Below are 20,335 nucleotides of genomic sequence, written 5' to 3'. Positions count from 1 at the left end.
ACATGGCGGTGCGCACGAGAGCGGAGCCACCGCGCCCCGCTGCTCTGGCGCGGTGGCCGAAAGCGACGTGGGACGGCGCGGTTTGGCGCGACGGCCCGTACTGGTACGACGAGGCGGCGGCCGATGCGGCCGCCCGGTTCTTCCCTGATCACCTCGTGTTCACCGAGGGCGAATGGGCCGGCCGGCCCTTCGTCCTGGAGCCGTGGGAAGAACATGACATCGTGCGCCCGGCATTCGGCTGGAAGCGCGCCGACGGCACGCGACGATTTCGCCGCGTGTTCATCTGGATCGCGCGCAAGAACGGCAAGACGGAACTCGCGGCAGGGATCGCGTTGCTGATGCTGCTCGGTGACGGCGAGATGGGAGGTCAGGTGTTCTCGATCGCGAGCGAGAAGGATCAGGCCGCGATCGTGTTCCGCAAGGCGTCGACCATGGTCGAGCGCGCGCATGCGCTGACGGCCGCGCCTCCTGACGGTGCCGGCCTGATCTGTCTCAAGGAGTCGATCTATTGCCCGCCGCTCAACGCCTCGTTCCGGCCGCTCTCCGGCAAGCCGCAGGGCAAGCACGGCCTCAACATGAGCGGGCTCGTCGGTGACGAGATCCACGAGTGGCCGGGCGGTGATCTCTACACCTTCGTGCACGACTCGGCCGCGGCGCGCCGTCAGCCGCTCGAATTCCTGATCAGCACGGCCGGCCAGAAAGGCACCCACGGCGAAGAGGTGTGGCAGGAGTGCCAGGCGATCTTGTCCGGCGACGTCGACGATCCGGAGACCATGGTGGTGGTCTACGCGCCCGGCGAGGACGACGATTGGACGCGCGAGGAGACGTGGCGCAAGGCCAACCCGAACTGGGGCAAGAGCGTCAAGATCGAGACGTTCATGGCCGACTTCAATCGCGCGCGTCAGCTCCCGCGTCTGGAGAACGATTTCAAACGCTACCGCCTCAACATGTGGACCGATCAGTCCGTGAAGTGGCTGCCGGACGACGCGGTGGACGACGACGGAAATCGCTTCGGCTGGGCGCACTGCGTCGGACCGACGCCGTGGCAGAATCTGCCCGAGATGCTGGTCGGCAAACGCTGCTTCGGCGGCCTCGATCTCTCCGCCGTCAACGATCTGTCTGGCCTCGTGTGGTGGTTTCCGGCGCAGCCAGGTCTTGAGGCGCCGGTCGTGTTGCCGCGCTTCTGGAAGCCGCAACAGCTCGTCAAGGCGCACGCGCGGCGTGATCGCCTGCCCTACGATCGATGGGTGCAGGACGGCGCGCTGCTCACCACGCCCGGCAACGTCGTGGATTACGAGTTCATCCGCCGCCAGATCCTGGAGGACGCCGAGCGGTACAAGATCGCCTTCACCGGCGCGGCCAATCGCGAGCCGCACCAGGGCGGACTCGCAATCGACCGCTGGAACGCGGTCGAGACGAGCGTCAAGCTCACGCAAGAGGGCTTGCCCGTCGTGCTGTTCGGCCAGGGCTTCGCCTCCATGTCGGCACCCGCGAAGGTGCTGGAGCAACTGGTGCTGAAGAACGGCTTCCATCACGGCGGCCATCCCGTGCTGTGGCGTCACGCCAAGGCGGCGGCGGTCGCCACCGACGCGGCCGACAACATCAAGCCGGACAAGGACGCCTCGTCGATCCGCATCGACGGCATCGTGGCGCTCGTGATGGCGCTCGGCCTCGCGGCACACGATGTGCCGGAAGTCGATCTGGACGACTTCCTCCGCAACGCGGTGATGGCATGAGCTGGGGGTTGATGCAGTGGTGGCGCCGACCTGCGCTCAAGGTGCAGGACCCGGACAACGGCCGTCGCGGTAAGTCCGACACCTGGGCGGGCCGCGACGTGGGGCCGGACGGCGCCATGCAGCTCGCGGCCTGGTGGGCCTGCGTCCGGCTGATCGCCGAGACGGTCGCGACGCTGCCGCTCGCCGTGTACCGGCGCAACGCGGACGGCAGCAAGGCGCCGGACAGCGATCACGCCCTGTACGCGCTGATCCACGACAGTCCGAACGCAGATCAGACCGCGGCGGAATTTTGGGAGGGCGTGGTCCTTTCGCTCTGCACGTTCGGTAACGCATTCGCGCTCAAGGAGTTCGCGGGCGGGAGGCTGGTCGCGTTGACGCCGCTCTCGGCCGCGCCCGGCGACATGGACGTTCGGGTCGATCGGGATGGTGCGATCCGCTATCGCTTCGCCTATCGGGGCCGACGCTACGATCTGACCGAGGATGCGGTCTTCCACGTCCGCGGCTTTGGGGCCGGTGGCCCACTCGGCCTGTCGCCGGTCGCCTGCGCGCGCCAGTCGCTCGGCATCGCCGAGGGCGTGGCGGCGTCGGCCGGAACGTTGTTCCGGCAAGGCATGAAGTCCTCGGTATTCTTCACCTCGCCGGGCGGGGTCATCCTCAAGCCCGATCAGCGCAGCGATTTCCGGAAGACCTTCATCGATCCGTATCTCGGCGCCGAAGGAGCCGCGGCTGGCATCCTGGAGGGCGGGTTCGACGTCAAGGCCGTGTCGTTGCCGCCGCGAGATGCCGAGATGCTGATGAGCTGGAAATTTTCCGTGGAAGAGATCTGCCGCTGGCACCGGGTGCCGCCGATCCTGATCGGCCACGCCGCCGAGGGCCAGACGATGTGGGGCAGCGGGATCGAGCAGATCATGCTCGGCTGGCTCACGCTCGGCCTGCGCCCCTACCTTACGAGGATCGAGCAGGCGATCAAGAAGCGCCTGATCGCGGCGGGCGAACGGCGGACCGTGTTTGCCGAGTTCAACGTCGAGGGTCTGCTGCGGGCCGACAGCACGGGGCGCGCTGCGCTTCTCTCGTCGCTGGCGCAGAACGGTTATCTCACCCGCAACGAGGGGCGCTCCCTCGATAACCGCCCGCCGATGCCCGGCGGCGACGTCCTCACCGTCCAGTCCAATCTTGTCCCGCTCGACATGCTCGGCAAGGTCCCGGCAGCCCGGGTGCAGCCGGCGCCGGGCGACCCGATTCTGGAGCCCGCGCCATGAGCAGCATGAAGACCAAGGACTTCGCTCTCCAGGTGAAGGCGGTCGACGAGATCGCTGGCACGTTCGAGGGATATGCCAGCGTCTACGGCGTGCGCGACAGCTACAACGAGGTCGTGCTGCCCGGTGCTTTCGTCGAAAGCCTGGCGCGCCACAGGCGCGAAGGCACCAAGCCGCTCATGCTGTGGCAGCACAATCCCGACGAGCCGGTCGGAGTATGGGACGATCTCGCCGAGGACTCGAAGGGCTTGTGGGGTCGTGGCGTGCTTCTCAAGGGCGTGCGCCGCGCCGACGAGGCGGCCATCATGCTCAAGGCTGGCGCAGTTCAGGGGCTGTCGATCGGCTATCGCGAGATCGACACCGAGCCGGCGCAGAACGGCGAGCCGCGCAAGCTCGTCAAGCTGGACCTGCTGGAAGTGTCGATCGTGTCGTTCCCGGCGAACCGCCGTGCGCGGATCGATGCCGTGAAGCAGGCCCTTGTCGACGGCACCTTGCCGTCGCTTCCAGAGTTCGAGCGTTTCCTGCGCGAGGCAGGATTCTCGAAGACGCAGGCCGCGGCGATCGCCAATCGCGGCCTGTCGCATCTGCTCCGGAGCGAGTCCGAGGGCGCGGCGAGCGAGACCTTGGCCCGGCTTCGTGCCGCGGCGAAGGCGTTTTCCACCACCTGAGGACATCATCATCATGGCTGATCCGGACAACGATCTGAAGCAGATCGAGAACCTGGCGCGCGAGCTCAAGGCCGCGGCCGACGACGTGAAGAAGCAGGCCGAGGCCACCCAGGCCGAGATCAAGAACCTCGGCAAGGTCACGGACGAGACCAAGAAGGCGGCCGACGATGCGCTGATCAAGTACAACGAGATCAGCGCGCGTCTCACCGAGATCGAACAGAAGATGGCCCGGCGCGGTGCGCACGATGACGATCGCCCGATGACGCTCGGCCAGCGCGCCACGCAGGGGCGGGAGGACGAGATCAAGTCGCTCATCTCGCGGCGTGGCAAGGTCAACATCGCGGTCAAGGCGATCATCTCGTCGCTCACCACCGATGCCGATGGGTCCGCCGGCGACCTCATCGTCCCGCAGCGGCAGGCGGCGATTCTCGGCCTGCCGCAGCGGCGCATGACGATCCGCGATCTGATCACGCCCGGCCGCACCAGCTCGAACGCGATCCAGTACGTGAAGGAGACCGGGTTCACGAATGCCGCTGCCACGGTGTCGGAGACGAGCGCGCCGACGAAGCCGCAGTCCGAGATCAAGTTCGACATCGCCACCACGGCGGTCACCACCATCGCGCATTGGGTTCTGGCGACCCGGCAGATCCTCGACGACGTGCCCCAGCTCCAGAGCTACATCGACGGGCGGCTGCGCTACGGCCTGATGTATGTCGAGGAGAACCAGCTTCTCAATGGTGGCGGCACCGGGACGGACCTGAACGGCATCTACACGCAGGCGACCGCCTACGCCGCCCCGATCGTCCCGACCGCGGCCGGCAATCTCACCAAGATCGACGTGATCCGTCTCGCGATGCTCCAGGCCATGTTGTCCGAGTATCCGGCCAGCGGCATCGTGATGCACCCGTCCGATTGGGCGGACATCGAGCTGACCAAGACGGACGAGGGCGCCTATCTGTTCGCGAATCCGCAAGGCGGCGTCGAGCCGCGGCTGTGGCGGCTGCCGGTGGTCGAGACGCAGGCGATGACGCTCGATCGTTTCCTGGTCGGCGCCTTCCAGCTCGGCGCCCAGATCTTCGACCGTGCCGACGCCACGGTCGAGATCAGCACCGAGGACTCGGACAACTTCCGCAAGAACCTCGTGACGATCCTGGCTGAACAACGGCTCGCTCTCGCGGTGTATCGGCCCGAAGCCTTCATCAAGGGCACGTTCGCGACCGCCCTGGCGGCGTGACGGCGTCCGCATCAGGGCCGCCCGCACGCGGGCGGCCCGCCACCAGGGAGAGAACGATGAAGATGCGAGCCGTGGATCAGCTCCACATCAGTGCCGTCCGGCCTGACGTCATCGCGGCCGGGGAGGAATTCGAGATCGAAGACGGCGAGGGCGCTAAGCTCGCGTCGCGCGGCCTCGCGAGGGTGATCGAGGTCGCCGAGAAGGCGGCGCCGGCGCCGAGCAACAAGTCCGAGCCCCCGCCTGCCAACAAGTCCGAGGCCGCTGGCGCCGCCAGCGCGGAGCACACCCAGACCCAGCAGGCCGACCAACCCACGCGCGGGAAGCGCGGCAATAAGCACTGAGCGTGCTGACCATGCTCTGAGGAGATCACCATGCGACGATACAAGGTCACCGTCACCACCGCGGCCGATGGCTCCGCCACGGCCTACTCGCCGCGGATCGCCGGCAGGATCGAGCAGATCGAGTACGTCAAGGGCGACTTCGCCGATGGCGTGGACTTCGCCATCACGGGCGAGGCGACCGGCGTCGGCCTGTGGAGCGAGAGCAACGTGAATGCGTCGGCGGTCCGCGCACCGCGGCAGCCGACTCATTCGCAGGTGGGGGCGGCGCTGCTCTATGCCGCCGGCGGCGCCGCGGTGGCGGACAAGATCGCGCTCGCCAGCGATCGTGTGAAGATCGTGATCGCCCAGGGCGGCAATGCCAAGACGGGCACGTTCCACATCCTGGTCGACGACTGATCATGACCCCGGTACTCATCACGGCGCCGACGGTGCCGCTCGTCTCTCTCGACGACGCGAAGCGGCACCTGCGCGTCGACCACAGCGACGACGACGTGCTGATCACCGGCTTAGTGGCGGCTGTCGCGACCAAGCTCGATCCGGCGCTCGGCGGCGTGCTCGGCCGCGCGTTGCGGCCCGCCACATGGGAGCTACGGTTTCCGCACTTTCCGTGCGGCAAGATCGAGCTACCGTATCCGCCATGCACGGCGATTGCCTCGATCGAGTACGACGGATTCGATGGGATCACCCGTACGCTGGCCGAGTTCGTCCACTACCGGGTGTTCCTCCGGCCGGCCGATAGAAGCTTCGTCACACCTATCTACGGCGGATCGTGGCCCTCCGCGCGCGGCGACTACGAGTCGGTGCGGATCAGGTACACTGCCGGTTATGCGATTGCCGGAGGCGAAGACAGCCTACCAGCCGCGATCAAGGAGTGGGTGCTGCTCCAGCTCGGCACGCTGTACGAGCACCGGGAGACGGTGGTGACCGCGCCGGCTGCGGTGCTGCCGGCCGATGTCGACACCTTGATCCTGCCCTTCCGCGTCTTCGGCTGACGAGGTGATGAGATGCCGATCAGCCGCACGGGTGCCGGCTCGCTCGACAGACGAATCGCTTTCGATCGTCGCATGGAGACGAGCGACGAGTATGGGGGCGTCGAGGCCGAATGGGTCGAAGGCTTCGTCGTCGCCGCCTCCGTCACCCCGCGGCTCGGCGGCGAAACCGTGATGGCGGCGCGGCTCGCCGGGACCGCCCCCGTCACCATCATGGTCCGGCGCTCGGTTCAGACCGCCGCCGTGACATCCGCCTGGCGAGCGCGGGATGTCCGGAGTGGCGAGACATACAACATCCGGTCGATCGCCGCGGTGGGCGGTGCCCGTGGTCGCTACATCGAGATGCTGGCGGAATCCGGAGTCCCCGCATGACGGCCGACGCCACGTTGCCGCTTCAGGCCGCGATCATCGCTGCGCTCAAGGGAGATGCCGCCGTGGCTGCGATCGTCTCCGGCCGCATCTACGATCGGCCGCCTCCCGAGGCGGTCAAGCCCTATGTCTCGTTCGGCGTTGTGCAGGCGCTGCCGGAGACCGCCGACGAGTACGACGGCGCCGAAATCACCGTGCAGCTCGACGTCTGGTCGGCGAAGCCGACGACCGTCGAAGCCAAGCGGATCGGAGCCGCGATCCGCGCGGCGCTCCACGGCGCCGATCTCGCCATCACCGGCCATCGTCTCGTCTCGATCGAGATCGAACAGGCCCGTTACATCACCGAGCCGGACGGCCTCACGCAGCATGCCGTTCTCATCTTCACGGCTCGCACCGAGCCGGTCTAGGAGGAGTGTCACATGGCGAAGCCGACCACGCAGCGGTGGACCAAGCTCTCGATCTGGCCGGGCGACGGCGCGTCGCCGGAGGATTTCACGTCGAAGGTCTGCGGCCTCACCAGCAAGGGCATCAGCTTCTCGGCGAGCACGTCGGACAGCAACGTCCCCGACTGTGACAATCCCGACGCGCCGTCGTGGACGGAGCGGGTCGCGCAAGCGCTGTCGTCGACGGTCTCGGGCTCCGGAGTGATGGCCGAAGAGACGTTCGCGTTCTGGCGTGACTGGTTCCTCTCGGGCGCGCCGAAGAACGTGCGCATCGTCCTCGGCCTCACCGCGCCCGGATACTTCGCCGGGTCCTATCTGCTGACCTCGTTCGAGCTGACCGGCAACCAGGGCGACGGCAAGGTGCAGGTCTCGCTCCAGCTCCAGAGCGACGGGCCGGTCTCCTGGACGACGGGAGCGCCGTGATGCCGGCCGACGACGAGCTGCGGCGCTACTTCCGCGATCTGCCGTTCGCCGTGAAGCGCAAGGTGGCCCAGGCGATCAAGGATCAGGCCGACGGCTTGGCATCCGAGATCAAGGAGGCCGCTCCGGTGAAGACCGGGCGATTGCGCGATTCGGTGCAGGTGCGCCGCGGTCGCAACACCCTGGAGCTGGTGGTCACGGCCGGCGGTGAAGCGACCACCGGGGAGGTTCGTGGCGGCTCCGGTGTTGCGTACGATTATGCGCTGGGCACCGAGTTCGGCAACGCGCACGTCGCCGCGCAGCCGTTCTTCTTCCCGACGTATCGGGAGAAGAAGGACGAGATCGATGCGGCGATCCGAGCGGCGGTCGGGGAGGCGCTGAGCTGATGCCGCACGGAACCGTTACCATCGTCTGGTCTCACGGCGAGGATCAATTCTGCCTCGCTCAGGTCAAGCACATCCTGTCCCTGGAGGATGCCTGCGGCGTCGGCATTGCGGCTGTCTTCGGGCGGCTGCTCGCCGGCACCTGGTGCCTGCACGACGTCCGAGAGCCGATCCGGCTCGGCCTGATCGGCGGCGGCATGACCCCCGAGCGCGCGATGCAGGTGGTCAAGCGGCATGTCGACGGGAGTCCGCTCGCCGAAAGTGTCGCGGTCGCCCGGGCCGTCATCGAGGCGGTCCTGATCGGCGTGCCGGATGATCAGCCGGGAAAACCGGCGGCGGCGGAGGCCGTGGACCCGACATTCACCACGATGACGGACGCCTCCGCCGCTCCGGACTCTACGGGCTCGGCGCCGCTCTCGGCTTCCCGCCCCGCGCCGTCGACGATATGACACTGATCGAGCTGGCGTGGTGTCTGTCCGGCTACAACGCAGCGCACGGCGGCGAAGCAACGCCGCCGCCACCGACCGCCGACGAGTTCGACGAGATGGCGTCGGAACATCTCGCGCTCGTCTCTCAACTCTCTCCGTCCTGTGATGGCTGACCATGGGTGTTCCGGCGCTGCGCATCCCGCTCTCGCTCTCCATGGAGGAGTTCGAGCGCAACACCAAGCAGGCGCAAGAGCGTGTCTCCGACACGCTCCAGACGATCGGGCGGAAGTTCGCGGACGCCAACTCGCACCTGATGGCGGCCGGGGAAGATGCGGCCAGCAGCGTCGCATTGTCGTGGTCACGAGCTTCGGCCCGCATGCTGCTCAAGACGGCGGGTGCCGTCGCCGGCATGGTGGTGGCGTTCGAGCTGGTCGGATCTGTCGTCGGCGCGGTGCGGCGACAGATTGCCGACATGATCGAGGTGGCGGAGCGGGCGTCGTCGCTCGGCGTGGCTCCGACCTTTCTCCAGCAGTGGCGGTCAGAGGCGCAGGGACTGCGCGTCGACGTCGACGATCTGGACGACGCGCTCAATACGGCCTTCCGCGCAACTCGCGAGAAGTCTCCGATCGACGTCGCCGAGTGGGAGACCGCGGGCGAGCGCATCACCGATGTCGAGAAGGCGCTGCGGGTCTACAACGAGGCGATCGCCAAGTCGGCCGGAACGCGGCTCGAAGGGCTGGTGCTGTTCCGTGATGCCCAGTCGCAGGACGAGAAGGTCCGCGCCGTGCTGGTCGCCATGGAGGAGCTGAACCGTCTCGGCCAGCAGGCGGCGGCGCTCGATCTCGGCGAGCGCATGTTCGGCACGAAGTTCGTCGACAACATCCGCCTCGGCAAGACATCGGCCGAGGCGATGCTGCGCAATCTCGACGACATGTCCAAGATCGAGTTCTCCGACGCGCTGGTGCGTCGCGCCAAGGAGGTCGACGAGAACTTGCAGCGGGCGTATCAGCGTCTCGACAAGGAGCTGAAGCCGTCATGGGACGGCCTCGCCGAGAAGGCGTTGGCCATCCGCGACCTGTGGGCCGACATCGTCCGTTGGATCGGCGAGGCGGTGGCCGTCGCCAACAAGTTCGGCGTCACGCCGCAGTCGAAAATCGATGCCAAGAAGGCACAGCTCGCCAACGTGCAGACGTTGCTCGACAGCGGTCCGGCGTTCTTCGGGTTCGAGCAGCGCAGCCGCGAAGCGTTGCGCGACAAGCTCAAGGCCGAGATCGCGGCGCTGGAGAAGCAGGCGGCAGAACATGCGCCGCGTGACTCGTTCGCGGCGCGGTTCGGCACATGGGGCTCTCGCGGCGAGGGCGCTGCACCCACCCGCAAGGCGTCAGACCAGACCACGGCACCGGCGCGTGACGCCCTCGACCGCGCCCTCGACCAGACCGAGAAGCGCATCGCCGCCATGGAGGCCGAGGCGGGCGCCATCGATCTCACCACGGCGGCGCGCGAACGGGCCAAGCTGGTGGCCGAGCTGGAGACAATCGCCAAGCAGGCCAACACGGCGGCCGGCCGTGAGAGCGCCGAGGTGACGGCGGAGCAGCGCGCCAAGATCGAGGCGATGGCCGATGCCTATGGCCGCGTGGCGCAGCGGATCGAGGAGGCGCGCTCGCCGCTCGCCACGTTCGCCCGCGAGAGCGCCAATGTGGCGGACGCCCTCAACCGCTTTGCGGCCTCCGGACTCGGCACTGTCACGGACGAGCTGGCCGCGATGGCGCTCGGCACCCGCAGTGCCGCCGACGCTTTCCGGATCATGACGCAGTCGATCTTGAGCGACTTGTTGAAGATCGCCATCCGATCGAGTGTGACAGGCCCGCTCGCCGATGTGTTCAAGGGGCTCTTTGCGTCGTCCGGGGTATTCGGGCTGACGGGAAAGGCGTCCGGCGGCTGGGTCGACGGGCCTGGCACGTCGACGTCCGACTCGATCCCGGCGCGTCTCTCGCGCGGCGAGTATGTGGTGCGCGCCGCGTCGGCCCGGCGCTTCGGGCCGCTGCTGGAGGCGATCAACAGCGGCGGCGTCGCCCGCTTCGCGGCCGGCGGGCCGGTCGGCGGCATGCCGGCGTTCCAGCTCCCGGCCGTGGCGGGCGCGCACCCGCGCCCGCAGTACAACGTCACCGTCAACAACAGCGCGCCGGGCGCCCAGGTTTCGGCCTCTCCCGGCCGCGACGGTGGTCTCACGATCGACATCGAGGCGATGGTGGACCGCGCGTTGGCATCGCGGATCTCCTCGGGGCGCAGCGCCACCGGCCGCGCGGCGGGCCTGCGGCCGAGCCTGATCGGCTAGGGGGACGGCATGGCAATTCCCGATTGGCCGGCCGGGCTGCCGGTCAAGGCGCGCATGCGGCCGAGGCGGTGGCCGGAGAGTCACCAGCCGCCGGCCGTCACCGAGGTCGAGGACGGCCCGGACGTCATGCGGGCGCGCGCCGCCACCGTGGTGGCGACCATCGACTACGCCATCGTGATGACGGATGCCCAGGTCGGGGTCTTCCGCGCCTTCGCGGTCGGCACGCTGGGGCGCAGCACGGGTCATTTCCGCATGCAGGTCCCGGTACCGGGCGTCGGCTATCGGTGGCGGCGCTGCTGGATCAAGGGCGGGCGTTGGACGGTCGACGAGATCGGCTCGGACTATCTCGTGTCGTTCACGCTCTGTGTGCTGGGAGGCTGATCGTGTCTGTCACCGAGGCGATGCGCGAGGCATGGGCCGCCAATCCGGCCGGAGAGACGATCATCGAGACGATCGAGCTGGATCACGTCACGTTCGATCAGCCGGTACGCATTGCCTGCAACGTGTCGGATGACGTCGATCTTCCGCCCGCGGCGGGCGCCGATCCTGTAACCTGGACGGCGATCGCCGTGTCGGTGGTGCCGCCCGGCGTCGACGACGGTGGGCCGAGCCCGATGCGGCTGGGGATCGATCTGCTGTCGCAGCACCTGTTGCCGTATCTGGAGGCGGCCACGGCCGCGACGTCGCCGATCTCCGTGACCTATCGGTCCTACACGACGGCGGATCTCAGCCGGCCCGGCGAGCTGATCACCGGACTGGAGCTGCGCGTCGCCTCGCTCACCGCCACGGAGGCGCAGGTCACGGTGGCGTGGCCGCAGACGGCCACCCGGGCGTTCCCGCGCGCCACGTACGACTCCATCTTCTATCCGGCGCTCCAGAATGAGTAACATACCAATGTGCGAAGTAGAGCTTGCGGTTGAATGTGCGTATTCCAAAGTAAGTGTAAATATTGAAGTTACAGAAGTTGTCGTCGATCGCGTGTTCTACGCTAGTTTTGTGGAAGTCCTATACGCCTACGAACATCAGCCTCAAATCCAGATAGTATCAACTGTTCGCGTTCCCTGATGTCAGAGATTGCAGACGCCGCATCACCTTTTGTGGTTTTTACGGTTATCCGGAAGTCGTCAATAGTCTTCTGCACAATTGCGATTGTCTGTCGGAGGGCGGTCTCCTGATCTCCGCCAATCATGGCGATGTGAGCGACGGCAAGTTCGACGAGTGCTGTCGCGGTCATGAGCCCGAGCGCCTTTCCAACGAGCACCTGCTGTTCCAACTGCTCCAGTTTGTTGGTCATTGGTGGATGTCCAATATGCATGAGCCAGCCATCGCAGCTTACGTCTCAGGGCTGATCAATCAACCCTGGGCTCGCGACGGTCGCCACTGCTGGCGACTGGTGTGCGACGTGCAGCGCGATCTGTTCGGCCGCGTGCTGCCGGCTGTCGTCGACGTGGCGCCACCACCGGGGGCAGAGGGGCGCCAGGCGCGCGCCAGGCTGTTCGCCGAGCACGACGAGCGGCGCCGGTGGCGCCCGGCGGCGACGCCCGTGCACGGCGCCGTGGCGCTGATGCGCCGCGCCGCCGCACCGCGCGACATGCTGATCCATGCCGGGGTGTGGCTCGACCTCGATGGCGGCGGCTGCCTCCATAGCGCCGACCCTCACGGCGTCGTCCTCGACACGCTGCCCCAGCTCGCGGCGCGCGGCTGGGTGCCGACCTGGTTCGTCCCGATCGACTGAGACATCATGACCACACCTGAGCAGCCCACCCGCGCCCGCAAGGCGCGGCGCCCTGGCGCGACCGTGATCGCCCGCACCGTGATGGGCACCCCCGTCGGCGAGCCGATCCGGCTCTCGCGCCGCCGGCGCACCCTCGCGGCCGTGATGGCCCGCTGCGCCGATCCCCGCCGGCCCCACATGGTGTCGGTGCATCGGCCCGGCGAGCCGGTCGCGCCGGAGGATCACACCGTGGTGTTGCGGGCGGCGTGGGCGACCACGCTGGTCCGGCCCGACGAGATCGTCTTGATCACCTATATTCCCCTCGGCGGTGGCGGAGCCGGAGGGCAGAGCACGGCGAAGCAGATCGGCTCGGCCGTCGCGATGTTGGCGCTCGCCGCGATTGCTCCGTACGCCGCGCCCGCTCTCCTTGCCGGCGCATCATCGGCGACAGGGCTCCTGCTGTCCGGGAACGCATTTCTCGCTGCCAACTACATGCTACAGGCCGGACTTGTCGTTGGCGGCGCCTACGCGATCTCGCTCGCCACCAGGGCCAAGGCCAACAGCCAGGACAGCGACACGCGGCCGGTCTACGGCGTCTCGGGTGGTGGCAACCTGCCGCGGCAGGGAGACCGCATCCCGGTTGGGTACGGCCGCTTCTGGTCGCAGCCCGATCTCACACAGCCCGATTACACGCAGTTCGACGGCGAGGATCAGATCCTCTACAAGAAGATGACGCTCGGCGTCGGCCGTTACGACGTGGAGGAAATCCACGTCGGAAAGTCGGTCCTGTGGACCAAGGCCGGCGGCGTGCAGCCGCCGTTCAACACCGTGCCGGGCGGTGGCGGCGGTGGCGGGCGTGGCGACAGCCTCGGATTCGTCTCTGGAGAGGGCGGCACCAATGTGGGGCTGACGGCGGTCGAGATCATTCCGCCGGGCGGCACGTCGACGCTGGTGCCGGGCTCGGTCTACAGCCACCCCAGCGTCGTCGGCATCGAGCTCCCGCGGCCCGGAGAGAATCCGTCATGGTCCGGCCCGTTCGCGTCGTGCGAGCCGGGCCGCACGACGAGCAAGATTCAGCTCGATTACGAACTGCCCATGGGGGTAGCCAATACCGGAACCAGCGAGCCGAACTACCCGGGCAATTGGAGCGTGGTGTTTCAGATCGCGCCGTGTGATCAGGACGACGTCCCGACCGGCCCGTGGGCGACGCTGCACGTCAATGGCGGCACGCATTACTGGAGCCGAGCCCAGAGGTTCACGCGCTCATTCGATGTCGCTCCTGGCCGTTATCTGGTGCGCGCGCAAAATGCGCAGCCATACAGGGATATCCTGGTCAACACGGTCGTCTGGTCCGGGCTGCGATCTCACTTTCCAGAGACGATCGTCCGTCCCCACGTCACCGAGATCGCGCTGCGCATCCGCTCCGGAAAGGCGCTCGGCGTCACCGCGTTCGCCGACGTCTGGGTCAAGGCGACGCGCATCCTGCGGGTCTGGGACAGCGACACAGAGACGTGGACGGAGCAGCCGACCCGCAAGGCGGTGTGGGCCTATCTGGACGTGATGACGGCAGACTATGGAGAGGGTCTACCGGACTATCGCGTCGACGTCACCACCATCGCGGCGCGCGCCGCTTCGCTCGTCGAGGACGACACGTTCGACGGTGTGATCCGCGGTCCGGTACCCGTGCAGGAAGTGGCCAGCGTGGTGCTCGGCCCGCTGCGTGCCGAGCCTGTCGTCATCGCGTCCATCTGGTCGCTGGTCCGTGACGAGCCCAAGGTGGTGCGCAAACACGTCTTTACGCGACGGCAGATCAAGCGCGGCACCTCGATGGCCGAGTTTCAGATTGCGCGGGACGATGGACCGGCCGATGTCATCGTCGAGTATCATCCGGATGCCGACCCGCGCCGTCGTCGCGAGGTGCGACGGACGATCGGCGCCGCGACCCAGACGCCCCAGCGCATCAAGGCGGAGGGCATCGCATCGTGGAGCCATGCCGCCCGCTACGCGACCTATCGGGCGGCCGCAGCCTTCTACCGCCGGCAGAGCCGCACGTTCACCACCGATCGGCAAGGACGTCTCGTCGGCCGCGGCGATCCGATCGTCGCGGACGTCTGGTTCCTGGAGAGCGCTCGCACCGGCGGCGTGATGGCCCGCGACGGGCTCGATCTCGCGCTCGATACCGCCATGGAGGTCGGCGCCGACACCTACGCCTATCTGCGGGACCGGCGCGGACGCGATTGGGGGCCGGTCAAGGTCACGCAGCCCGATCCGGAGGCGCCGAACGTCATCGCGCTCGATGCCGCCGACGTCGCGGCGGTCGAGGCATTCCACGGCCAGTCGTTCAGTGATGTGCTGGCCCACGACAACGAGGACATGACGACGGTCCGGGTCGGGCCGCTCGCCGTGCTCCAGCGGTCCTATCTGGTGCGCTCGGTGCGGCCGAGCGGTCTGGACGCGATCGAGATCGAGTGCCGCCACGACGCGCCGGAGGTGTGGACCGCGCTCGCCGAGCCGCTGCCGCCGGAGCCCGTGGTGCCGTCGATCGGCGACGCCGCCGATCCCGCCTATCCGACCGTGCCATGGGTGCGGGCGCGGTGCATCGCGAAGGCGGCCAACCTCGCAATGGAGTGGGCTTGCGGCACGGCGCGCGGCGCGGCGAGCTATGTCGTCATGCTCTCCTATGACGACGGCGCGACCTGGGAGGAGGTGTCGGACGGGCTCGTCACGTCGGGGAGCTACCAGATCCGCCACGAGCCTGGCGCACAGGTCAAGGTGCTGGCCTACGCGATCGGCACCGCTGGATCGCCCGGGCCGACCGTGTTCACGATGTTCACGACATTCGCCGCGACGGTCGCGCCGGAGAACATGGAGGAGGGGCTGCGGCGCTACGTGACCGAGCGGGTCGGCGCGTCGCAACGGGCCATCGAGACGCTGATCCAGCGTGTCGCGGCGCTGGCGGCCGAGGTCGACGCGGCGACGTGGCGTGATCGCCAGCAGATCAAGAGCGATCTGCAATCGCAGTCGGAACAGGCGTGGGCCGGCATCTCGACAGTGCAGACCGTGGCGACGAGCAACACTGCGGCGCTGGCCTCGCTGAGCACGACGGTGACGGCGCGCTTCGGCACTCTGGAGGCGTCGGTCCAGCAGGTGCAGGCCGCGGTGGCCGACGTCGATGGCAAGCTCGGCGCGATCTGGGGCGTCAAGGTCGACGCCGGCCGGCGCGTTCAGTCGCTCTACCTGTTCGACGACGGCACCACGGCCGGCGTCGCGTTCACGGTCGACACCTTCACCATCGCGCTCGGCAGCAATGGCCCCGAGGCGGCGGTGCCGGCCTTCGTCGCCGTGGTCGAGGACGGTGTCCCGACCTTCGCTTTCAACGGGACGCTCAAGGCCGGATCAGTCAAGGCCGGGCACATCGCGGCCGGATCCATCACCGCCGAGAAGGTCGGGGCGAACGAGATCATCACGCAGAGCGCCAACATCAAGGCGCTTACGGTTGATACGATCAATATCAAGGGCGGCGCGGTAGGAGTATACAGAGCTATTGAGTCTCCAGGTATTGGTGGTGGCGGTATAGCAATTAACCCAAACTGGACTACGGCGATTAGTGTGCAAATTCAAGTGTCCGCGCCGGCTGGAGAGATTATACCGATCTTTTGGGCCGCGTCGTATAGGTTCGGAAATGTTAATACAAATACAATAGCAATATCTGTCAGGCTATGGATAGCTGGCACCCTCGTCAATGCGTCGGGCGGGATCGCCGTTGCTCCTGGAACTTGGGGCCCGCGCTACACGATTGACTCGACCTACCATCACACCGCGTCCGGCGGCACTGACACAATACAGATCACCCTGCAATTTCAGGCTGGTGATTGGGGTGGGCTGACCGAAACGCCGAACACAGTGTCGCTCGCAGCGTTCAAACGGTGACGATGATGCGGTATATTCATTTCAATCCGTTAGATGGGGTAATCATCCAGGTAATTGATGGCGGCGCCGCCCAGGCGCTGGACGGCGCCGCCGTCGCGGCATTGGGCCCCGGCGATGAGTGGATCGGGATGCGTGTCGTCGCGCTATCGGCCGAGTCGGTCGCGATCGGCCCGCCGCGCATCCCGGTGGCTGTGCTGGAGCCGTCGCCCGATCCGCAGGCCGGGCTGCGACGGCTGATGTACGTCAGGACGGCGCGCAACGCCGAACTGGATGCGACCGACGTGATGGTCGTGCCTGATCGCCCCATGGCTGAGGACACACGCTCGGCATGGCTAACATACCGCGCGGCGCTGCGTGATCTCGGTCGTCACCAGACGGCCGGCGAGATGATCGCGGCGTGGCCCGCGCGCCCGGATGGCGCCACCCGCACGATCGACCAATCGGAGACCTGACACATGGCGCTCGGCGAGCCCTACACCACCGGCACGATTTCGGTCACGGCGGGGAGCGACACCGTCACGGGCCTCGGCACGCTGTGGGCGTCGACGATCGAGGTCGGCGACATGGTCAGCCTCGATGGGCTCCTCGGCGCGGTCGAGGAGGTGTTGTCGCATACGTCGTTGCGTCTCTATCTGCCGTGGGCAGGGCAAAGCCGGAGCGGCGTGGCATACGCGATCCTGCCGACCAGCCCGATCCGTTATGAGGCGGCGGAGACGCAGGAGCTGCAACGCGCGATCCTGTCGCGGATCGACGCTGGTCTGTTGCCGTCCGGCGCGTCGCGGCCACAGAGTGTCGCGGCGGGCGCGCTGTGGCGCAAGATCGTCTCTGCGACGGCGCATCAGATCAACTATCACGACGGTGCCGACGACATCCCGTGGTTGACGATCGACCCCGTTGCCAACACGGCCAAGCTGCCCGCCGCCGCCGCGCCGCGCGAGCTGCTAACGTCGACTCGCACCTACTATGTCAGGACCGACGGGAGCGACACCAACACGGGGCTCACCAACACGACCGGCGGCGCGTTCCGGACGATCCAGAAAGCTGTTGATACCGCAGCCATGCTCGATTGCGCGGGTCAGGCAGTGATCATCCAAGTGACAGGCTCGCACACGGAGTCGGTCAATCTCAAGAGCATCCTCGGCGCTTCATCGGTGACGATCATCGGGGATGAGACGACACCGGCCAATGTGACGATCACGGGATCGACTGCGTGGTGCTTCCGCGCCGACTCGGTGGTCGGCGCCTGGTTCCTGCGTGGAATGAAGCTTCTCTGTCCCGTGGCCGGCGCCGGATCGATCACCGCCATCGGGGCCATGACTACGGTGTCGTTCCACAAGCTCGACTTTGGCGCGAGCGCCGGTCATCACATCGGTGCGCAGTTCGGTGCGCGGGTGCAAGGTACGGCAGGGCAGCCATACTCGATCTCAGGAGGCGCGCTCTACCACGCCGTCGCAGATGGCGGGTTGATATACCTCGGCGACCGCACGATCACGCTCACCGGCACTCCAAGCTTCCTTGGTTGCTTTGCGCTTGCGCAAAAGGGAACCGGGATCATCGATGCCGGCGTGATCACGTTTTTTGGTGGGGCGACGGGCGTGCGCTACGTGGCTCAATTTGGTGGCCAGATTTCGACCATTGGCGGTGGCGCCAATTACTTCCCCGGCGATGCTGCCGGCAGTGGCACCAATTTCGGCGTCTCTCCATATGGACAGTACTCATGATCTGGACCCCGCAGGACCACTACTGGATCGTCGCCGGTGACGAGACGCGCGTGTGGTCGAGCGCCCGCGGCGCCTACGTGCCGACGAATGACGCTGACTATGCGGCTTGGCGCGATGCCGGCGGCGTAGCCACGCGGATCGCGACAGAGCAGGATCTGAGCGACGTGCTGGTCGTCTACGGGCTGCGGGGGCCGCATGTCGACCTCGCCGCCTACGCGGCCGACGCACGATGGCGGCGCGAGACGGGTGGGACGACGTGGAGCGGCTGGCCGATCCACACCGACGCGACCAGCCAGACCAAGTATCTGGCCGAGTTGCAGGCAATCTCACTCGGGGTCCGCGACGACGGCGACGGCTGGAAGTTCGCCGATGGCGCATTCCGTGCGGTCAGCAATGCGGACTTCTCTGCGCTCGCGACGGCGGCGCGCGCACATGTGCGCGCCTGCTACGCGGCTGAGGCTGCGGTGCTCGCAGGCATCGCGGCCGGCTCGATCACGACCGCGGCCGAGATCGACGCCGCCTTCGCGGCGGTCGGCGCAGCGGAGTAGGGCGCTGCAACCAACCCCGCACAATCTGATCAGGACCACAGCCGGCCGCGCGCCGGGACATGGAGCACGAGCATGGCCGACAAGATCCCGGATTGGCTCGCCGCGATGCGAGCCCTGGACGGCACCCGTGAGGTTCCGGGCGGCGCCGACAACCCGGTGATCGTCGGTTGGTCGGCCGAAATCGCCCGGAGGTTCCCGGAGCTGTCCAGCTACTCCAGGACCTACACTCACGACTCCATCGCGTGGTGCGGCCAGACCGTCGCCTACGTCATGGCGCTAGCCGGCCACCGCCCGCCGGACGGCTATCTCTGGGCGCGCAACTGGGCGGCATGGGGGCGCAAGACAGAACCGCGGCTCGGTTGCGTCATGGTGTTCACGCGCGGCGAAGGGGGCCACGTCGCGCTCTACGAGAGCGAGACGAAGACACACTATCTCGTCCGCGGCGGCAATCAGGACGACGCGATCAACCTCACCAAGATCGCCAAGAGCCGGTTCCTGGCGGCGCGGTGGCCGAGCGACGAGCCGAGCGCGGTCGGGATTCCGGCCGCTCCTGTCGGCGCGCTGTCCGACGTCGGCCGCTCCACCGACCCGTCCACTGCGACGCTGCATCGGGACGTGCCGGCCGACGGACGCCCGGCATCGATCCGCTACTGCAACCCCGGCGCTCAGTACCCGAGTCGCGAAGCAGCGCGCTTCGGCCAGCTCGGCTACGGCCTGATCGGCGGCGGGCACCAGATCGCTCATTTTCCGTCGCCGGTGAACGGCGCGGCGGCGAACTTCGACCTGCTCGCCCGCAGATATGTCGGCATGACGATCGGCGCTGCCGGCACCAAGTGGACCGGCGCCAACGGCTTCGGTGTGCCGGGCTACGATCCGGATGCGATCCTCACGCGCGAGATGGTCGACGATCCCGATCAGGCGATCCCACTGCTCAAGGCGATCGCCCGGCGCGAGGCGGGCAGGGGGGGCCAGTTGACCGACGAGCAATGGCGGGCGGCGCACGAGATGTTCCGCGCCGGGTCGGCCGACGCCTGGCTGTTCCGCACGCCTGAGGCTGGGCGCCGGATAGCCCCTGCCGGGCCGGCAAAGCCCGCTGGTGCGATGCGGACGGCCGGCCCCGCCGTCACCACCGTCCCCACGCCGATCGCCCTGCCGGACCGGCCGGGCCTGTGGCGGACGCTGCTCGGCGCGCTGGTCGGTCGGGACCCGCCGGTGGCGGCGCCGCCGGCTCCCGTGGCGCGGCCCGGGCTCGCGCCGCTGGGCGACCCGGCGCTCTACGATCTCCAGGTGATGCTGGCTGCGCGCGGCTGGACGATGGTCGGCCGGCCGGACGGTCTCGCCGGCCCCAACACCGCGGCGGCGATCAGGACGTTCCGGGCCGAGCGCGGGCTGCCGGCCGGCGACCATGTGGACGACGAGCTGCGGGCCGCGCTCGCCAAGTCCGGGCCGCGCGAGATCGCGGCGAGCCGCGCCGCCGCCACCGCCCGGGATCTGCGACAGCAGGGCTCGACTCAGGTGCAGGCGCTCGACCAGATCGGGTGGCTCGGCCGGGCGCTGGGGCTCGGCGGCGTGGTCGGCGGCATCGCGGAGTCCGGCGTGCTCGATCAAGCCCGCGAGACGCTCCAGGGCGTGCAGGACACCGCGGCCGCGATCGGCTCGATCGCCACCACGGCGATCGGCGTCGTGCAGTGGTGCGTCTCCCACTGGTGGCTGCTCGCCATCGCGGCCGGGCTGTGGCTGGTGTTCCGCGCCGCCACCGGCGTGCTGCGGCTCGTCGTGCTGTTCCGCCAGGGCGTGCTGACGCGGGCGGACCAGTGAGG

23 protein-coding genes are annotated in these 20,335 nt (G+C 67.9%); 22 read left to right on the top strand and 1 reads right to left on the bottom strand.

The window, feature by feature from the left end; genetic code table 11:
* Positions 1–2: 2 nt before the first annotated feature.
* Genes ACFQUV_RS23245 through ACFQUV_RS23170 form a run of 16 tightly spaced genes read left to right on the top strand, consistent with a single transcriptional unit; the run spans position 3 to position 11,489 of the window.
* Entirely contained in the window at positions 3–1,736 is a 1,734-nt protein-coding gene (locus ACFQUV_RS23245) for a terminase large subunit (RefSeq protein ID WP_129609481.1), read from the top strand.
* Entirely contained in the window at positions 1,733–2,995 is a 1,263-nt protein-coding gene (locus ACFQUV_RS23240; protein WP_129609482.1) for a phage portal protein, read from the top strand. The genes ACFQUV_RS23245 and ACFQUV_RS23240 overlap by 4 nt, the downstream gene beginning before the upstream one ends.
* Before the next feature lie 32 nt (positions 2,996–3,027).
* Entirely contained in the window at positions 3,028–3,660 is a 633-nt protein-coding gene (locus tag ACFQUV_RS23235) for an HK97 family phage prohead protease (protein WP_244601605.1), read from the top strand.
* Positions 3,661–3,673: 13 nt separating this feature from the next.
* Positions 3,674–4,894: a phage major capsid protein gene (locus ACFQUV_RS23230; RefSeq protein WP_129609483.1), complete on the top strand. Its 1,221-nt coding sequence runs from the start codon at positions 3,674–3,676 to the stop codon at positions 4,892–4,894.
* Positions 4,895–4,950: 56 nt separating this feature from the next.
* Entirely contained in the window at positions 4,951–5,235 is a 285-nt protein-coding gene (locus tag ACFQUV_RS23225; protein ID WP_129609484.1) for a hypothetical protein, read from the top strand.
* Between the two features lie 30 nt (positions 5,236–5,265).
* Positions 5,266–5,631 carry a hypothetical protein gene (locus ACFQUV_RS23220; RefSeq protein ID WP_129609485.1) on the top strand — a complete coding sequence of 122 codons (366 nt, stop codon included), beginning with the start codon at positions 5,266–5,268 and terminating at the stop codon, positions 5,629–5,631.
* Positions 5,632–5,633: 2 nt separating this feature from the next.
* A complete protein-coding gene (locus tag ACFQUV_RS23215; protein WP_129609486.1) occupies positions 5,634–6,227 on the top strand; it encodes a head-tail connector protein in 594 nt (197 codons plus the stop codon).
* A gap of 12 nt (positions 6,228–6,239) precedes the next feature.
* Positions 6,240–6,596, top strand: a complete 357-nt coding sequence (locus tag ACFQUV_RS23210; protein ID WP_129609487.1) for a head-tail adaptor protein — start codon at positions 6,240–6,242, stop codon at positions 6,594–6,596.
* Complete coding sequence (locus ACFQUV_RS23205; protein WP_129609488.1) at positions 6,593–7,000, top strand: DUF3168 domain-containing protein; 408 nt, start codon at positions 6,593–6,595, stop codon at positions 6,998–7,000. Before ACFQUV_RS23210 ends, ACFQUV_RS23205 begins: the two co-directional genes overlap by 4 nt.
* 12 nt (positions 7,001–7,012) lie before the next feature.
* The gene (locus tag ACFQUV_RS23200; RefSeq protein ID WP_129609489.1) at positions 7,013–7,459 is read left to right on the top strand and encodes a phage tail tube protein; all 447 of its coding nucleotides are present in this window, start codon (positions 7,013–7,015) and stop codon (positions 7,457–7,459) included.
* On the top strand, positions 7,459–7,842 hold the full coding sequence (locus ACFQUV_RS23195; protein ID WP_129609490.1) for an HK97-gp10 family putative phage morphogenesis protein: 384 nt from the start codon (positions 7,459–7,461) through the stop codon (positions 7,840–7,842). Before ACFQUV_RS23200 ends, ACFQUV_RS23195 begins: the two co-directional genes overlap by 1 nt.
* Positions 7,842–8,288 carry a gene transfer agent family protein gene (locus ACFQUV_RS23190; protein ID WP_129609491.1) on the top strand — a complete coding sequence of 149 codons (447 nt, stop codon included), beginning with the start codon at positions 7,842–7,844 and terminating at the stop codon, positions 8,286–8,288. Before ACFQUV_RS23195 ends, ACFQUV_RS23190 begins: the two co-directional genes overlap by 1 nt.
* The gene (locus tag ACFQUV_RS23185; protein WP_165363954.1) at positions 8,285–8,440 is read left to right on the top strand and encodes a hypothetical protein; all 156 of its coding nucleotides are present in this window, start codon (positions 8,285–8,287) and stop codon (positions 8,438–8,440) included. The genes ACFQUV_RS23190 and ACFQUV_RS23185 overlap by 4 nt, the downstream gene beginning before the upstream one ends.
* Positions 8,441–8,442: 2 nt before the next feature.
* On the top strand, positions 8,443–10,602 hold the full coding sequence (locus ACFQUV_RS23180; RefSeq protein ID WP_129609492.1) for a phage tail tape measure C-terminal domain-containing protein: 2,160 nt from the start codon (positions 8,443–8,445) through the stop codon (positions 10,600–10,602).
* 9 nt (positions 10,603–10,611) lie between these two features.
* Positions 10,612–10,983, top strand: a complete 372-nt coding sequence (locus ACFQUV_RS23175; protein WP_129609493.1) for a hypothetical protein — start codon at positions 10,612–10,614, stop codon at positions 10,981–10,983.
* Between the two features lie 2 nt (positions 10,984–10,985).
* Positions 10,986–11,489 (top strand): DUF1833 family protein, encoded by a 504-nt coding sequence (locus ACFQUV_RS23170; protein ID WP_129609494.1) that lies wholly within the window; start codon positions 10,986–10,988, stop codon positions 11,487–11,489.
* Positions 11,490–11,590: 101 nt separating this feature from the next.
* Here the strand turns inward: ACFQUV_RS23170 and ACFQUV_RS23165 are convergent, their stop codons facing one another.
* Positions 11,591–11,896, bottom strand: a complete 306-nt coding sequence (locus tag ACFQUV_RS23165) for a hypothetical protein (protein ID WP_129609495.1) — start codon at positions 11,894–11,896, stop codon at positions 11,591–11,593.
* A 15-nt stretch (positions 11,897–11,911) separates the two neighbouring features.
* On the opposite strand from ACFQUV_RS23165, the gene ACFQUV_RS23160 reads away from it, so the two are divergent.
* The 6 genes from ACFQUV_RS23160 to ACFQUV_RS23135 all read left to right on the top strand — a co-directional run bounded on the left by ACFQUV_RS23160 (position 11,912) and on the right by ACFQUV_RS23135 (position 20,333).
* Positions 11,912–12,337 carry a hypothetical protein gene (locus ACFQUV_RS23160; protein ID WP_129609496.1) on the top strand — a complete coding sequence of 142 codons (426 nt, stop codon included), beginning with the start codon at positions 11,912–11,914 and terminating at the stop codon, positions 12,335–12,337.
* A gap of 360 nt (positions 12,338–12,697) precedes the next feature.
* Positions 12,698–16,246: a host specificity factor TipJ family phage tail protein gene (locus ACFQUV_RS23155; protein WP_378395824.1), complete on the top strand. Its 3,549-nt coding sequence runs from the start codon at positions 12,698–12,700 to the stop codon at positions 16,244–16,246.
* A 5-nt stretch (positions 16,247–16,251) separates the two neighbouring features.
* Positions 16,252–16,698, top strand: coding sequence for a phage tail assembly chaperone (locus ACFQUV_RS23150; RefSeq protein ID WP_207211496.1), 447 nt, complete (start codon positions 16,252–16,254; stop codon positions 16,696–16,698).
* Between the two features lie 3 nt (positions 16,699–16,701).
* Positions 16,702–17,967, top strand: a complete 1,266-nt coding sequence (locus tag ACFQUV_RS23145; RefSeq protein WP_129609499.1) for a hypothetical protein — start codon at positions 16,702–16,704, stop codon at positions 17,965–17,967.
* A complete protein-coding gene (locus ACFQUV_RS23140; RefSeq protein WP_129609500.1) occupies positions 17,964–18,515 on the top strand; it encodes a DUF4376 domain-containing protein in 552 nt (183 codons plus the stop codon). Before ACFQUV_RS23145 ends, ACFQUV_RS23140 begins: the two co-directional genes overlap by 4 nt.
* A 72-nt stretch (positions 18,516–18,587) precedes the next feature.
* Entirely contained in the window at positions 18,588–20,333 is a 1,746-nt protein-coding gene (locus ACFQUV_RS23135; RefSeq protein WP_129609501.1) for a TIGR02594 family protein, read from the top strand.
* The last annotated feature ends 2 nt before the right edge of the window (positions 20,334–20,335 follow it).

Source organism: Rhodoplanes sp. P11 (assembly GCF_964266735.1).
GTDB classification, from domain to species: Bacteria; Pseudomonadota; Alphaproteobacteria; order Rhizobiales; family Xanthobacteraceae; genus Rhodoplanes; species Rhodoplanes serenus.
This window is presented reverse-complemented; position numbering and strand designations above follow the sequence as displayed.

Excerpts from the sequence above, each read along its gene's own strand:
- ACFQUV_RS23245 (WP_129609481.1), top strand. The coding sequence starts at position 3 with ATGGCGGTGCGCACGAGAGCGGAGCCACCGCGCCCCGCTGCTCTGGCG.
- ACFQUV_RS23240 (WP_129609482.1), top strand. The coding sequence starts at position 1,733 with ATGAGCTGGGGGTTGATGCAGTGGTGGCGCCGACCTGCGCTCAAGGTG.
- ACFQUV_RS23230 (WP_129609483.1), top strand. The coding sequence starts at position 3,674 with ATGGCTGATCCGGACAACGATCTGAAGCAGATCGAGAACCTGGCGCGC.
- ACFQUV_RS23225 (WP_129609484.1), top strand. The coding sequence starts at position 4,951 with ATGAAGATGCGAGCCGTGGATCAGCTCCACATCAGTGCCGTCCGGCCT.
- ACFQUV_RS23220 (WP_129609485.1), top strand. The coding sequence starts at position 5,266 with ATGCGACGATACAAGGTCACCGTCACCACCGCGGCCGATGGCTCCGCC.
- ACFQUV_RS23215 (WP_129609486.1), top strand. The coding sequence starts at position 5,634 with ATGACCCCGGTACTCATCACGGCGCCGACGGTGCCGCTCGTCTCTCTC.
- ACFQUV_RS23210 (WP_129609487.1), top strand. The coding sequence starts at position 6,240 with ATGCCGATCAGCCGCACGGGTGCCGGCTCGCTCGACAGACGAATCGCT.
- ACFQUV_RS23205 (WP_129609488.1), top strand. The coding sequence starts at position 6,593 with ATGACGGCCGACGCCACGTTGCCGCTTCAGGCCGCGATCATCGCTGCG.
- ACFQUV_RS23200 (WP_129609489.1), top strand. The coding sequence starts at position 7,013 with ATGGCGAAGCCGACCACGCAGCGGTGGACCAAGCTCTCGATCTGGCCG.
- ACFQUV_RS23195 (WP_129609490.1), top strand. The coding sequence starts at position 7,459 with ATGCCGGCCGACGACGAGCTGCGGCGCTACTTCCGCGATCTGCCGTTC.
- ACFQUV_RS23190 (WP_129609491.1), top strand. The coding sequence starts at position 7,842 with ATGCCGCACGGAACCGTTACCATCGTCTGGTCTCACGGCGAGGATCAA.
- ACFQUV_RS23185 (WP_165363954.1), top strand. The coding sequence starts at position 8,285 with ATGACACTGATCGAGCTGGCGTGGTGTCTGTCCGGCTACAACGCAGCG.
- ACFQUV_RS23180 (WP_129609492.1), top strand. The coding sequence starts at position 8,443 with ATGGGTGTTCCGGCGCTGCGCATCCCGCTCTCGCTCTCCATGGAGGAG.
- ACFQUV_RS23175 (WP_129609493.1), top strand. The coding sequence starts at position 10,612 with ATGGCAATTCCCGATTGGCCGGCCGGGCTGCCGGTCAAGGCGCGCATG.
- ACFQUV_RS23165 (WP_129609495.1), bottom strand. The coding sequence starts at position 11,896 with ATGACCAACAAACTGGAGCAGTTGGAACAGCAGGTGCTCGTTGGAAAG.
- ACFQUV_RS23160 (WP_129609496.1), top strand. The coding sequence starts at position 11,912 with ATGCATGAGCCAGCCATCGCAGCTTACGTCTCAGGGCTGATCAATCAA.
- ACFQUV_RS23155 (WP_378395824.1), top strand. The coding sequence starts at position 12,698 with ATGTTGGCGCTCGCCGCGATTGCTCCGTACGCCGCGCCCGCTCTCCTT.
- ACFQUV_RS23150 (WP_207211496.1), top strand. The coding sequence starts at position 16,252 with ATGCGGTATATTCATTTCAATCCGTTAGATGGGGTAATCATCCAGGTA.
- ACFQUV_RS23145 (WP_129609499.1), top strand. The coding sequence starts at position 16,702 with ATGGCGCTCGGCGAGCCCTACACCACCGGCACGATTTCGGTCACGGCG.
- ACFQUV_RS23140 (WP_129609500.1), top strand. The coding sequence starts at position 17,964 with ATGATCTGGACCCCGCAGGACCACTACTGGATCGTCGCCGGTGACGAG.
- ACFQUV_RS23135 (WP_129609501.1), top strand. The coding sequence starts at position 18,588 with ATGGCCGACAAGATCCCGGATTGGCTCGCCGCGATGCGAGCCCTGGAC.